11 protein-coding genes are annotated in these 13,084 nt (G+C 70.7%); 7 read left to right on the top strand and 4 right to left on the bottom strand.

Annotated elements, in window-relative coordinates; genetic code table 11:
* The first annotated feature begins 161 nt into the window (after positions 1-161).
* Genes GCN81_RS05140 through GCN81_RS05120 form a run of 5 tightly spaced genes read left to right on the top strand, consistent with a single transcriptional unit; the run spans position 162 to position 6,442 of the window.
* Positions 162-1,004 (top strand): nitrilase-related carbon-nitrogen hydrolase, encoded by an 843-nt coding sequence (locus GCN81_RS05140; protein WP_156722231.1) that lies wholly within the window; start codon positions 162-164, stop codon positions 1,002-1,004.
* Positions 1,001-2,281 carry an aspartate aminotransferase family protein gene (locus GCN81_RS05135; protein ID WP_156722230.1) on the top strand — a complete coding sequence of 427 codons (1,281 nt, stop codon included), beginning with the start codon at positions 1,001-1,003 and terminating at the stop codon, positions 2,279-2,281. The genes GCN81_RS05140 and GCN81_RS05135 overlap by 4 nt, the downstream gene beginning before the upstream one ends.
* Before the next feature lie 55 nt (positions 2,282-2,336).
* Positions 2,337-3,740 (top strand): dihydropyrimidinase, encoded by a 1,404-nt coding sequence (hydA, locus tag GCN81_RS05130; RefSeq protein WP_156722229.1) that lies wholly within the window; start codon positions 2,337-2,339, stop codon positions 3,738-3,740.
* A gap of 11 nt (positions 3,741-3,751) precedes the next feature.
* Positions 3,752-4,750: a TIGR03842 family LLM class F420-dependent oxidoreductase gene (locus GCN81_RS05125; RefSeq protein WP_156722228.1), complete on the top strand. Its 999-nt coding sequence runs from the start codon at positions 3,752-3,754 to the stop codon at positions 4,748-4,750.
* 39 nt (positions 4,751-4,789) lie between these two features.
* Positions 4,790-6,442, top strand: coding sequence for an NCS1 family nucleobase:cation symporter-1 (locus GCN81_RS05120; RefSeq protein ID WP_156722227.1), 1,653 nt, complete (start codon positions 4,790-4,792; stop codon positions 6,440-6,442).
* On the opposite strand, the gene GCN81_RS05115 is transcribed toward GCN81_RS05120, so the two are convergent.
* From GCN81_RS05115 to GCN81_RS05100, 4 genes are all read right to left on the bottom strand, one after another.
* The gene (locus GCN81_RS05115; protein WP_156722226.1) at positions 6,366-7,007 is read right to left on the bottom strand and encodes a DUF3558 domain-containing protein; all 642 of its coding nucleotides are present in this window, start codon (positions 7,005-7,007) and stop codon (positions 6,366-6,368) included. The genes GCN81_RS05120 and GCN81_RS05115 overlap by 77 nt on opposite strands.
* A 123-nt stretch (positions 7,008-7,130) precedes the next feature.
* Positions 7,131-8,699 carry an APC family permease gene (locus GCN81_RS05110; protein WP_156722225.1) on the bottom strand — a complete coding sequence of 523 codons (1,569 nt, stop codon included), beginning with the start codon at positions 8,697-8,699 and terminating at the stop codon, positions 7,131-7,133.
* Between the two features lie 234 nt (positions 8,700-8,933).
* Positions 8,934-9,797, bottom strand: a complete 864-nt coding sequence (locus tag GCN81_RS05105; RefSeq protein WP_231626376.1) for a class I SAM-dependent methyltransferase — start codon at positions 9,795-9,797, stop codon at positions 8,934-8,936.
* Positions 9,794-10,804 (bottom strand): carboxymuconolactone decarboxylase family protein, encoded by a 1,011-nt coding sequence (locus GCN81_RS05100; RefSeq protein WP_156722224.1) that lies wholly within the window; start codon positions 10,802-10,804, stop codon positions 9,794-9,796. The genes GCN81_RS05105 and GCN81_RS05100 overlap by 4 nt, the downstream gene beginning before the upstream one ends.
* Positions 10,805-11,091: 287 nt before the next feature.
* Here GCN81_RS05100 and GCN81_RS05095 point away from each other — a divergent pair, with 287 nt between their 5' ends.
* Complete coding sequence (locus GCN81_RS05095; RefSeq protein ID WP_156722379.1) at positions 11,092-12,243, top strand: sensor histidine kinase; 1,152 nt, start codon at positions 11,092-11,094, stop codon at positions 12,241-12,243.
* Positions 12,240-12,914 (top strand): response regulator, encoded by a 675-nt coding sequence (locus GCN81_RS05090; protein ID WP_156722223.1) that lies wholly within the window; start codon positions 12,240-12,242, stop codon positions 12,912-12,914. The genes GCN81_RS05095 and GCN81_RS05090 overlap by 4 nt, the downstream gene beginning before the upstream one ends.
* Positions 12,915-13,084 lie beyond the last annotated feature (170 nt).

The following is a 13,084-nucleotide window of genomic DNA, read 5'->3' as shown; positions in this document are numbered from 1 at the left end:
GGCGCGCCCACTTCTCACCCGCTCGGGTGCGAAACATGATCGACTCAGCCGGTTAACGACGATGGTCTTGCCCAGCGCTGTGACGGGGCTTACGTTCGTCCCTCAACGCCTCGACTCTACGGGCGTAGAGGCTCTCTGACGTCCCGTCGAAGGAGAAGCTCATGGCCAACGTCGTACGCGCCGCACTGGTCCAGGCGACCTGGACCGGCGACACCGAGTCAATGATCGCCAAGCACGAGGAACACGCCAGGGAAGCCGCCCGGCAGGGCGCCAAGGTCATCGGCTTCCAGGAAGTTTTCAACGCCCCCTACTTCTGCCAGGTGCAGGAGGAGGAGCACTACCGCTGGGCCGAGCCGGTCCCGGACGGCCCCACCGTACGCCGTATGCGGGACCTGGCACGCGAGACCGGCATGGTCATCGTCGTCCCGGTCTTCGAGGTCGAGCAGTCCGGCTTCTACTACAACACCGCGGCCGTCATCGACGCCGACGGCAGCTACCTCGGCAAGTACCGCAAGCACCACATCCCCCAGGTCAAGGGCTTCTGGGAGAAGTACTACTTCAAGCCGGGCAACCTCGGCTGGCCGGTCTTCGACACCGCCGTCGGCAAGGTCGGGGTCTACATCTGCTACGACCGGCACTTCCCCGAAGGATGGCGGCAACTAGGCCTGAACGGCGCCCAGTTGGTCTACAACCCCTCGGCGACCTCGCGCGGCCTGTCGGCGTACCTCTGGCAGTTGGAGCAGCCCGCGGCCGCCGTCGCCAACGAGTACTTCGTCGCCGCGATCAACCGCGTCGGCCAGGAGGAGTACGGCGACAACGACTTCTACGGCACCAGCTACTTCGTGGACCCGCGCGGACAGTTCGTGGGCGAGACGGCCAGCGACAAGGCGGAGGAACTCCTCGTCAGGGACCTGGACTTCGACCGCATCGACGAAGTACGCAACCAATGGGCGTTCTACCGGGACCGCCGACCCGACGCGTACGAGGGGCTGGTGCAGCCGTGACCGATCTGTATGCCCGCCACCAAGCCGTCCTGCCGGACTGGCTGGCGCTCTACTACGAGAACCCGATCGAGCTCACCCACGGCGAGGGCCGCCACGTCTGGGCAGCCGACGGCACCAAGTACCTGGACTTCTTCGGCGGCATCCTCACCACCATGACCGCGCACGCCCTGCCCGAGGTCACCAAGGCCGTGGCCGACCAGGCGGGCCGCATCATCCACTCCTCCACGCTCTACCTGGACCGCCCGATGGTCGAGCTGGCCGAGCGGATCGCCGCCCTGTCCGGCATCCCCGACGCCCGGGTCTTCTTCACCACATCCGGCACCGAGGCCAACGACACGGCGCTGCTACTCGCCACCCAGTACCGCCAGTCGAACGCGATCCTGGCGATGCGGAACAGCTACCACGGCCGCTCCTTCAGCGCCGTGGGCATCACCGGCAACCGCGGCTGGTCCCCGACCAGCCTGTCACCACTCCAGACGCTGTACGTGCATGGCGGCGTCCGCACCCGAGGCCCGTACGCCGCACTCTCCGACGCCGACTTCATCGCCGCCTGCGTCGCCGACCTGGAAGACCTGCTCGGGCACGGACGGCTCCCCGCCGCCCTGATCGCCGAACCGGTGCAGGGCGTCGGCGGGTTCACCTCACCACCGGACGGGTTGTACGCGGCGTTCCGCGAGGTGCTCGACCGGCACAGCATCCTGTGGATCTCGGACGAGGTCCAGACGGGCTGGGGCCGCACCGGCGACCACTTCTGGGGCTGGCAGGCGCACGCCGCGAGCGGCCCACCGGACATGCTCACCTTCGCCAAGGGCATCGGCAACGGCATGGCGATCGGTGGCGTCGTCGCCCGCGCCGAGGTCATGAACTGCCTGGACTCCAACTCCATCTCGACCTTCGGCGGCTCCCCGGTCACCATGGCCGCGGGCCTCGCCAACCTCGGCTACGTCCTCGAACACGACCTGCCGGGCAACGCACGCCGGGTCGGCGGACTGCTCCTGGAGCGGATGCGGGCCATCGGGGCGGGCGCGGCCTGTGTACGTGAGGTGCGCGGCCGGGGCCTGATGATCGGCATCGAACTGGTGCGTCCTGGCACCGACGAGCCCGCCCCCGAACTGGCCTCCGCGGTGCTCGAAGCGGCCCGCGAGGCCGGGGTGCTGATCGGCAAGGGCGGCGGCCACCACACCAGCGTGCTCCGGATCGCGCCACCGCTGTCGCTCACCGTGGCGGAGGCCGAGGAGGGCGCGGCGGTACTGGAACGGGCGCTGCTGAGCGTCTAGTTCGTCCCGTACGACAGAAACCTCGCACGATCAGCCCGAAAGGGAGCGCACCCCAATGAGCACCCGCACCCTGATCCGCGGCGGACTCGTCATCACCGCCGCCGAAGAGACCCACGCCGACGTCCTGATCGAGGACGGCCGGATCGCGGCCCTGGCCGCGCACGGCACGGGCGTCGCCGCGGCCTGGACCGCCGACCGCGTGATCGACGCGACCGGCAGGTACGTCATCCCGGGCGGCGTCGACGCCCACACCCACATGGAGCTGCCGTTCGGCGGCACCTTCGCCTCCGACACCTTCGAGACCGGCACCCGGGCCGCCGCCTGGGGCGGCACCACCACCATCGTGGACTTCGCGGTCCAGGCGCGGGGCCACGCCCTGCGCGAGGGCCTGGACGCCTGGTACGCCAAGGCGGACGGCCAGTGCGCCATCGACTACGCCTTCCACATGATCCTCTCGGACGTCAACGAGTCGTCCCTAAAGGAGATGGACCTCCTGGTCGAGGAGGGCATCACCTCCTTCAAGCTGTTCATGGCATACCCCGGGGTCTTCTACAGCGACGACGGCCAGGTGCTGCGCGCCATGCAGCGCTCGGCCCACAACGGCGGACTGATCATGATGCACGCCGAGAACGGCATCGCGATCGACGTCCTGGTGGAACAGGCACTCGCCCGCGGCGAGACGGATCCCCGCTACCACGGCGAGGTGCGCAAGGTCCTCCTGGAAGCCGAGGCCACCCACCGCGCGATCCAGCTCGCCCGCGTCGCCGGTGCCCCGCTGTACGTCGTGCACGTCTCCGCCGAAGAGGCCGTCGCCGAACTCGCGGCCGCCCGCGACAAGGGCCTGCCGGTCTTCGGCGAGACCTGCCCGCAGTACCTCTTCCTCTCCACCGACAACCTCGCCGAGCCGGACTTCCACGGCGCCAAATACGTCTGCTCCACCCCGCTGCGGCCCAAGGAGCACCAGGCGGCCCTGTGGCGCGGTCTGCGTACCAACGACCTCCAGGTCGTCTCCACCGACCACTGCCCGTTCTGTTTCGTGGGCCAGAAGGAACTGGGCCGCGGCGACTTCTCCAAGATCCCGAACGGTCTGCCGGGCGTGGAGAACCGCATGGACCTCCTCCATCAGGCGGTAATCGACGGGCACATCAGCCGCCGCCGCTGGATCGAGATCGCCTGCGCCGCCCCGGCCCGGATGTTCGGCCTCTACCCGAAGAAGGGCACCATCGCCCCCGGCGCCGACGCGGACGTGGTGATCTACGACCCCGGCGCCGAGCAGACCCTGTCGGCCGAGACCCACCACATGAACGTCGACTACTCGGCGTACGAGGGCAAGCGCGTGACGGGACAGGTCCACACCGTGCTCTCGCGCGGCGAACTCGTCATCGACGGCCGGAAGTTCACCGGCCGCGCCGGACACGGTGTCTATACGCCCCGCGCCACCAGCCAGTACCTGAACTAGGAGTGAGCGTCATGGACTTCGGACTCGTCCTGCAGACCGACCCGCCCGGTTCGGCGGTCGTCGGGCTGATGCGACGCGCGGAGCGCAACGGCTTCCGCTATGGCTGGACCTTCGACTCCGCCGTGCTCTGGCAGGAACCGTTCGTCATCTACAGCCGCATCCTGGAGCACACCAGCAAGCTCACCGTCGGCCCCATGGTCACCAACCCGGGCACCCGCACCTGGGAGGTCACCGCCTCCACCTTCGCGACCCTGAACGACATGTACGGCAACCGCACGATCTGCGGCATCGGCCGCGGCGACTCCGCGATGCGGGTCGCCGGACGGAAACCGAACACCCTGGCCCGCCTTGGCGAGGCCATCGGCGTCATCCGCGACCTGGCGGAGGGCCGGGAGGCCGACGTCGGCGGCCAGACCCTCCGGCTGCCCTGGGTACGTAACGGCAAGCTGCCGGTCTGGATGGCGGCGTACGGCCCCAAGGCCCTCGCCCTGGCAGGCCAGAAGGCCGACGGTTTCATCCTCCAGCTCGCCGATCCCTTCCTCACCGAGTGGATGATCAAGGCGGTACGGGAAGCGGCCGAGGCCGCCGGACGGGACCCGGACAGGGTGAAGATCTGCGTCGCCGCACCCGCCTACGTCAGCGACGACCTGGCCCACGCGCGCGAGCAGTGCCGGTGGTTCGGCGGGATGGTGGGCAACCACGTCGCCGACCTGGTCGCCAAGTACGGCGAACACTCCGACCTGGTCCCGGAAGCCCTCACCGAGTACATCAAGGCCCGCAAGGGCTACGACTACAGCCACCACGGCCGCACCGGGAACCCCGACACCGCCTTCGTCCCCGACGACATCGTGGACCGCTTCTGCCTGCTCGGCCCGGCCTCGGCGCACATCGAGAAGCTCCAGGCGCTGCGCGAACTCGGCGTCGACCAGTTCGCGGTCTACGCGATGCACGACGCGCGCGAGGCGGTCATCGACGCGTACGGCTCGGAGATCATCCCCGCGCTCTCCTGAGCTGACCCGCGCCCTCGCTCCCCGAACGATGGACTGCCCATGACCGACACCGCTGCGCCAGAACCCCCACCCACCACCGGGATACCCCAGTCCCCTCAGCCCCCTCAGCCCCCTCAGTCCACCCAGTCCATCGCGGCCGACGGACGGATCGAACTGAGCCCCGGCGCCTACCCACCCGACAGCCGCTACGCCAACGCCGACCTGCACCCGGTCCCGCTCGCCGAACGCCGCTGGACGACGTACAACTTCGCCGCGCTGTGGATCGGCATGGCGGTCAACGTCCCGTCCTGGACCCTCGCCGCCGGTCTGGTCGCCCTCGGCATGGACTGGAAGCAGGCCGTCCTCACCATCGCGCTCGGCAACGTCATCGTCCTCCTGCCGATGCTGCTCACCGGCCACGCTGGCCCGAAGTACGGCATCCCCTTCCCCGTACTGGCCCGCGCCTCCTTCGGCGTCGTCGGCGCCAACCTCCCCGCGCTGCTGCGCGGCCTGGTGGCCTGCGCCTGGTTCGGCATCCAGACCTGGATCGGCGGCGCCTCCATCTACTTCCTTGCGGGGAAGATCTTCGGCGCCGGAAGCTGGTGGACCGATTCCGACCGGATCGGCGGCTACCCGCTCACCCAGTGGCTGTGCTTCCTGCTCTTCTTCGCCATCGAGATCCTGGTCATCCTGCGCGGCATGGAGGCCGTACGCCGCCTGGAGAACTGGGCGGCGCCCCTGATGCTCGCTGGCGCCGTGGCGCTGCTGGTGTGGATCGCCGACAAGGCGGGCGGCTTCGGCCCCCTCCTGGACCAGCCCTCCGAACTGGGCTGGGGAGCGGACTTCTGGAAGGTCTTCTTCCCCGCCCTGATGGGCATGATCGGCTTCTGGGCCACGCTGTCGCTCAACATCCCCGATTTCACGCGCTTCGGCGCCGCACAGCGCGCGCAGGTCTGGGGCCAGAGCCTGGGCCTGCCCACCACCATGGCGGCTTTCGCGCTGTTGTCGGTGCTGGTGACGTCCGGATCGCAGGCGGTGTACGGAGAGCCCATCTGGGACCCGAGCGAGCTGGCGGCGCGGATGGACAGCACGGCCGGAGTGATCTTCGCGCTCCTGGTGATCCTGCTCGCGACCCTCTCCACCAACATCGCCGCGAACCTCGTCAGCCCCGCCTACGACCTCTCCAACCTCGCCCCCAAGCTGATCAACTTCCGTACGGGCGCGCTGATCTCCTGTGTCATCGGCATCCTGATCTTCCCCTGGAAGCTGATCGAGAACCCCGATATCTACATCTTCACGTGGCTGGGCACGGTGGGCGGCCTGCTCGGCACGGTCGCGGGAATCCTGATCGCCGACTACTGGGTGCTGCGTCGCACCCAGCTGGAACTGGCCGATCTCTACAAGGAGGAGGGGCGGTACTGGTACGCGGGCGGCTGGAACTGGCGGGCGGTGGCCGCGTTCGCGGTCGGGGCCGTGCTGGCGGTGGGCGGGTCGCACTCGGAGCCGGGGAAGGGGCCGTTCCCGGTGGACGGGCTGATCCCGTTCCTCAAGCCGCTCGCGGACTACGGGTGGGCCGTGGGACTGGCGGCCTCGCTGGTGGTGTACCTGGGCCTGATGCGCGGGGTGGCGCCCACCCTCACTCAGCAGCCGCCGTCTGCCCCTCAAGCCCCCGCACAGCACCCCGAGCGACCCGGACCGCCCCCTCCCGGATGACGTCGGCCCCCGGCGCCCCCTCGGACGCGAAGTTGCTGCCGTTGTGGGTCACGGTGACCAGCGCGTTGCCGGACCGTACGAGCACCACGGCCTCGCGGGTCTGCTGCTTGTCCTCGGTGGTCAGGTCGACCGACACGGAAGCCTGATCGCCGAGCCCGTCGGTGCCCTGGCCCGTGGCGATCAGGCGCTTGCGGTACATCGACCGGGCGTCCTTCTCGCTGGCCAGCACGTCGTAGGACACATCGAGCCACCGGTAGTCGAAGCCGTCCAGCGCGTTCCAGGAGCAGGTCCTGCGTCGGTTCGGGTTCGTGAGGTCGAGTTCCTTGCCCGCGGGCTCGGCGCCAGGGACGAGGTCCTTGATGGTCTTTTCCGAGACCGCGGCGCAGGGGTCGGGCGGTGCTCCATGCGTCGCGGGCTCGGGCGCGGGGGCGCTGGGCGCCGGGCGCGGCGCCGCCGCGGGGGTCGTGGACGGGGCGTACGGGCCGGTGGTCCACGCCCAGCCGGCCGTGGCGAGTACCACGACCGGCAGGAGGCGCACGGTGAGCAAGAGGGGGAGTGGACGCATGGCGGGCACCTCCTGCGAGTGGGATGTGAGGGATGAGAGTGTCACATGTGGCCCACTCGGCAATAGGCCTGCCCCCGCCGTGGCGTGCCGTGCCCCAGAGTGCCGCGCCGTGCCCCGTCGGACCTACTCCTCGACGGTCAGCGCGGGCGTCTCCTGGGTGAGCACCTCGCCGCGGAAGAACGCCGGGCTGCGGCGCCGCATCACGACCATCAGGACCACGCCGAGGAGCAGTAGTCCGACGCCGATCACGAAGACCGAGCCGATGCCGAAGACCGACGAGCCGCTGCCGTACGCCGGGTCCCACATGTCGTACATCGTCTGGACGAAGACCGCGGCGAGCATCAGGCCGCCGAGGCCCGGCAGGATGCCCTTGACCAGCAGCTCACGCCCCGAGCGGCGCAGTTCGCCGCGGAAGAACCAGACACAGGCGAACGCCGTGATCGCGTAGTAGAAGCAGATCATCAGGCCGAGCGCGTAGATGGTGTCCAGCAGGACGTTCTCGCTGAGCAGGGTCATCACGGCGTAGAAGACACCGGTGGCGACGCCCGCCGCGATCGTGGCGCGGCCCGGCGTCTTGAAGCGCGGGTGCACCTCGGCGAAGGAGGCCGGGAACGCCTGGTAGGTGCCCATCGCGAGGGCGGTGCGGGCGACGGGGATGAAGGTGGTCTGCAGGCTGGCGGCGGCGGAGGCGAGGACCGCGAGGAAGAGCAGGACGCCCAGGCCGCTGCCCATGACCGGCTCCGCGAGTACGGCGAAGACGTTGTCGGCGGTGTCTGGGTTGCCGAGTCCGGTGCCCTCCTCGCCGATGCCCGCGTACATCTGGGAGGCGACCGCGACGAGCAGGTACGAGGCGACGATCACGACGATGGCGAGCAGGGCGGCGCGGCCCGGGGTCCTGGTGCTGCCGACGCTTTCCTCGTTGACGGACAGGCAGGTGTCCCAGCCCCAGTAGATGAAGATCGACAGGGACAGGCCCGCGGTGAAGGCCGTGAAGGACTCGACCGCGAAGGGGTTCATCCAGGTCCAGGAGAAGTCCAGGGAGCCCGCCACCTGGTCGGACTTGGTGATCGCCATGACGACGAAGACGAGGAGTACGGCGAGTTGCAGGCCGACCAGGGCGTACTGGACCCACTTGGTGGCGGTGATGCCGCGGTAGCTGACGGCCGTGGCGATGGCCACGAAGACCAGGGTGGTGAGGATGTGGATGGCCTTGTTGCCGTCGAGCGCGGCGATCGAGTCGCTGCCGGTCAGCTCACCGGCGAGCAGCCAGAAGAACGACGTCGCCACGCCCGCCAGGTTGGAGAGGACCACGACGGTGGCGACCAGCAGGCCCCAGCCGCACATCCAGCCGACCTGGGGGCCGAAGGCCTTGACCGACCAGGTGAAGGAGGTGCCGCAGTCGGGCACCGCCTTGTTCAGCTCGCGGTAGGCGAAGGCGACCAGGAGCATCGGCAGGAACCCGGCGAGGAAGATCGCGGGCATCTGGAGCCCGACCTCGCTGACGGTCGGGCCGAGGGTCGCGGTGAGGCAGTAGACGGGCGCCACGGTCGAGATGCCGATGGTGGCGGAGCCGAGCAGCCCCAGTGAGTTGCCGCTGAGGCCCTTGCCGCGTACGCCGCCGCGGGGAACGCCCCCGTCGGGGGTGCTCCTGTCCTGGCCTCCGGAGGGGGGCCGTGTGTCCACCTGTGTCATAAGCAGGACGTTAAGGCCTGCGGTTTCCACATTCGGAGGATCAGCCTCCGCCTCCTTAGCTTGGGAAAGTGTGAGTCAAAAGCTCAATCATCCTTGAGTTCGTCATTGAATCGCGGACTAAGGGGTGTGATTGGCAGGATTGGATCTCGCCTTCCGCGATGCGGGAACCGTAGCTGTGTCCGTTTTGTCTGTTTCAAAAGTTTCCCGTGCGGGTGCCGAGGCGCGCCGGGACGCTCAGTGCGGCCGGGACGCCGTCACCAGCCACACCGTGGACCGGAGCCGTACGCCCCGCTCCGTCGCGTACGGCGCGAGGGCTTCCGCCATCGCCGCCCGGGTCGCGTCGGAGACCGTACGGTCCGGGGTGCGGGACAGGACGAACGAGACGGCGTCCGCCGGATCCTGGCCCCAGCGGCCGCGCACGGCCATCGGGGTCAGCGACACGTCCTGGTAGCCGCCGAGCGCCGCGCGAATCCGGTCAGGATCGCCGAGCGAGGCCATGGCCCGTTCCGCGGCGACGGTCTCCGCGGAAGGCGGCTCCGCGCGGCCGCCCTCCCCGAGCAGCCGCGCCAGCAGCCCGAGGGCCCGGGCCTCCTCGCTGGCCGAGCCGAGCGGCCGCGGGCAGACGAAGGCCAGTCGGCCACCGGGCCGCAGGGCCCGGGCCAGCTGGTCGAACGCGGCGCGGTGGTCGCGGAAGAACATCACGCCGCCCCGGCTGATCACCACGTCGTACGCCCCTGGCGGGAACGGGTGGACCTGGGCGTCTCCCCGCTCGTACGAGGTGTTGCCGACCCGCTCAGCGGCCGCCCGGGCGCGGGCCTGGGCCAGCAGAGGCCCGGAGATGTCGACGCCGACCGCGTGGCCGTACGGGGCCAGGCTCGCGGCGATCCGGGTCGTGGCGCCCGCACCGCAGCCGACGTCCAGGACACGGTCCCGTGCGTCGATCGAGGCCGCGAAGAAGAGGGCGTCGTTGAGGTCGGCGAGCATGGCGTCGTAGCGGTCCACATGGGCGGCCCAGTGCGCGCCCACCTGGCCGTTCCAGACCGCGTCCTGATCGATGCCGACGGCGAGGCCCGTACCGGTGCTCATGCCGGTGCTCATGCCGCCTCCTCCTGCGATCCGCCAGCGACGTGCGCGGCGGCGAGCGCGGTCTCCACCCGGTCGACCGCGGTCATCGCGCCGTAGGCGATCAGGGACACCAGACAGTGATCCGTGTGCTGGGGGCCGATCCAGGCCGTCACGTCCGGGCCGGTGACGCGGTACGGGGCCACGGCGGCCAGCACCGCCAAGCGGGCCCCGGGGCGGTCCCGATCCGGCAGCCCGGCCCACCTGAGCGGCGGATGCGCCACCCCGAACTCGGCGACCGCGGCGCGCACGAGCGCCTGGTCATCGGCGTCCAGCAGGTCCGCGCCCGCCATCGCCGTACGGTGCAGCGCGGCGTACGCCGGGCCGACCGGGGTGCCCGCGGCCCAGGCGGGCCCCGGCCCGGGCGCGTCCAGCAGCGCCAGGGCCTCGCCCGGCTCGGCGGGGCGGCGCACGGTGCGGGCGAGGGAGCGGCCCGCGAGGCTGCGTACGGCCCGGTACTTCTGCGCGTCACCCGGCAGCAGCCGCTCGGTCAGCAGGGCCGACGCGATGCGGTTGACGAAGTGGAAGGTGAGGACCGTGCCGAGGTACGCGGGCGCCTGCCCGGCCGGGAACGGCTCGGCGGGCCCGCCGGACGGATCACGGGTCGCCTTCGCCCACTGGAGCAGGCGCGCCTGTTCCGGGTCGTCGGGTACGCCACCGCCCGCGATCAGTTCGCCGAGCTGATGGTCGCCCGTGGCGTGCAGGAGCACCGTATGGGCGTCCACACAGAACGGGCAGCGGTTGGCGAGCGAGACACCGAGCGCGACGATCTCCTTGCCGGTACGCGGCGCGTCACCCGCTACCAGGGACTCGCGGAGCAACGCCCAGGTGGCTGCCAGCAGTTCGGGTGCGGCGGACAGTACCCCGAAGGTGGGGGCGCGCTCGATGCCGAATTCCCGGGCCACCTGGGCGAAGACCTCGGCGTTCAGGCCGGTCGCCGACTTGGGCGGTACGGGGGCGGTGAAGCGGTACTGGCCTGGCACGGTGGCCTCCCTGAGGGGTCAACTGTGATCTCAACTGCTGTCTCAACTGCGGTCTCTGGGATCGATGTTCGCCGCGGCGGGTGCCTCGGGTCGTCGTACGGCCGGAGCCATTCGCGGCTCCCACCCGCGGGGGCGCTGCCATCGGGCAGTACCACGGGGGGAGTAGTCCCGATGCCGTCTTCCAGGAGGAGGCGGTGGCCGGGCCGGGGCGCCTACGGTGCCGCTATGCGGGGCATCGGGGGCATCACATGACGTACGACGGCACGGGCAGCGGCGCGGGCGACGGCATGGGCGGCGGCAGGTACAGCGGCGGGAACCTGGCAACACGCCTGGGCGACGCGGCGGTCGCGGTCGTCATCGGAGCCATCGTGGTGGTGGCCGCGGCACTCGACGGCGACGCCAACGCGCTGGACTACGCCCTGATCGCCACCGGCTCGCTGGCCCTGGCCGGACACCGCGCCGCACCGCGCGTCGTCCTCGCCCTCACCACGCTCTGCCTGTCCGGTTATGTCCTGCACACCCAACCGGGCGCCCTGGCCCTGCTCCCGGTGGCGGGTGCTGTACACACCGCGGCCCGCTCCGGGCACCGGGCGCTCGGCGCGGGCGCGGCGGGCTGCTTTCTCGTGGCTCAGCTGTTCTCCGGACCCCTGACAGCGGCGCAGGCGAACCGGACCCTGCTGCTCGCGGGCTGGCTTCTGTGCGCCGTGGTCACCGGCCTCGCCGACAAGAACTGGCAGGCCTACCTACGGCAGACCGAACGGCGCGCCCTGGAGGCCGAACGTACCCGTGAGGAAATGGCGCGGCGGCGAGCGGGCGAAGAACGCCTGCGGATCGCCCGCGAGTTGCACGACTCGCTCACCCACAGCATCTCGATCGTCAAACTACAGGCGGGAGTCGCGGTCCACCTGGCACGCAAGCGCGGCGACGAGGTACCGCCCGCGCTGCTCGCCATCCAGGAGGCCAGCGGCGAGGCGATGCGCGAACTCCGCGCCACCCTTGAGGTCCTGCGCGACCAGCCGCCCGGCCAGCCGCCCGGCAGGATCGAGGAGTTGGTCGGACGGGCGCGGTCCGCTGGCCTCGCCGTAGACCTGACGGTGACCGGGGACGGCGGCGACCGGCCCGCCGAGGTCGACCGTGCCGCGTACCGCATCGTGCAGGAGGCCCTGACGAACGCGGCCCGGCACGCGGGCCAGGCCCAGGTCGCCGTCCGCCTCACGCACGGCGACGGCGCGCTGACCGTCCAGGTCACGGACGACGGGCGCGCCACACCCGACCGGCCCTTCGTACCCGGCACCGGGCTCACCGGTATGCGGGAGCGGGTCACCGCGCTCGGCGGCACTCTGGACGCGGCGCCACGCGCCGACGGGGGCTTCGCCGTGCGGGCCACACTCCCGTTGCGCTACCGGCCACCGTCCGAACTCCCGGTGGAGGCACCATGATCCGCGTCGCACTCGTCGACGACCAGGCGCTGATGCGGGCCGGTTTCCGCGCGCTGCTCGAAGCCGAGGACGGCATCGAGGTGGTCGGCGAGGCAGCCGACGGCGAGCAGGGGCTCACCCTCATCCGCGAACATGTCCCCGACATCGCGTTGGTCGACGTCCAGATGCCGGTGATGACGGGTATCGAGGCGACCCGGCACATCGTCGCCGACCCGCGCCTCGGCGCCGTACGCGTGGTCATCCTCACCAACTACGGGCTGGACGAGTACGTCTTCGACGCGCTGCGCGCCGGTGCCAGCGGCTTTCTGCTCAAGGACACCGAACCGGCTGACCTGCTCCAGGCGATCGAGGTCGTGGCCGGGGGCGAAGCGCTGCTCTCCCCCTCGGTCACCCGGCGCCTGATCGGCGCGTTCGTCGCCCGCCCACCCGACCGGCACACCGCGCCGGGCCTGGAACACCTCACCCGCCGGGAACGTGAGGTGACCGCGCTCGCGGCGCACGGGCTCAGCAACGAGGAGATCGCGGAGCATATGGTGATCAGCCCGCACACGGCGAAGACGCACATCAGCCGGTCGATGACGAAGCTGGGCGCGCGGGACCGGGCCCAGCTGGTGGTGTTCGCGTACGAGGCGGGGCTGGTGCGGGCACGCGGCGGGGCCGACAGCGGCTGACCCCCGCCACGAGCCCGCACCCCCCGCCACGAGCCCGCGCCACGCGCGCCCTCGCGCCACGCGCCGCGCCTGGAGAGATCACTCTGCGTGTCCGCGCTGGGGAGGCAATTCATCACGATTCCACCGGGCGTACCCGGGCGCGGTAGGGATTGTCAGTGGCGCGTGCTCTG

The organism is Streptomyces apocyni, assembly GCF_009739465.1.
GTDB lineage: Bacteria > Actinomycetota > Actinomycetes > Streptomycetales > Streptomycetaceae > Streptomyces > Streptomyces apocyni.
Note: the sequence above shows the minus strand (reverse complement) of the source record. Positions and strands in the feature narration are given on the sequence as shown.

Coding starts and splice junctions, on each gene's coding strand:
- GCN81_RS05140 (WP_156722231.1), top strand. CDS start 162: ATGGCCAACGTCGTACGCGCCGCACTGGTCCAGGCGACCTGGACCGGC.
- hydA (WP_156722229.1), top strand. CDS start 2,337: ATGAGCACCCGCACCCTGATCCGCGGCGGACTCGTCATCACCGCCGCC.
- GCN81_RS05125 (WP_156722228.1), top strand. CDS start 3,752: ATGGACTTCGGACTCGTCCTGCAGACCGACCCGCCCGGTTCGGCGGTC.
- GCN81_RS05120 (WP_156722227.1), top strand. CDS start 4,790: ATGACCGACACCGCTGCGCCAGAACCCCCACCCACCACCGGGATACCC.
- GCN81_RS05115 (WP_156722226.1), bottom strand. CDS start 7,007: ATGCGTCCACTCCCCCTCTTGCTCACCGTGCGCCTCCTGCCGGTCGTG.
- GCN81_RS05110 (WP_156722225.1), bottom strand. CDS start 8,699: ATGACACAGGTGGACACACGGCCCCCCTCCGGAGGCCAGGACAGGAGC.
- GCN81_RS05105 (WP_231626376.1), bottom strand. CDS start 9,797: ATGAGCACCGGCATGAGCACCGGTACGGGCCTCGCCGTCGGCATCGAT.
- GCN81_RS05095 (WP_156722379.1), top strand. CDS start 11,092: ATGGGCGGCGGCAGGTACAGCGGCGGGAACCTGGCAACACGCCTGGGC.
- GCN81_RS05090 (WP_156722223.1), top strand. CDS start 12,240: ATGATCCGCGTCGCACTCGTCGACGACCAGGCGCTGATGCGGGCCGGT.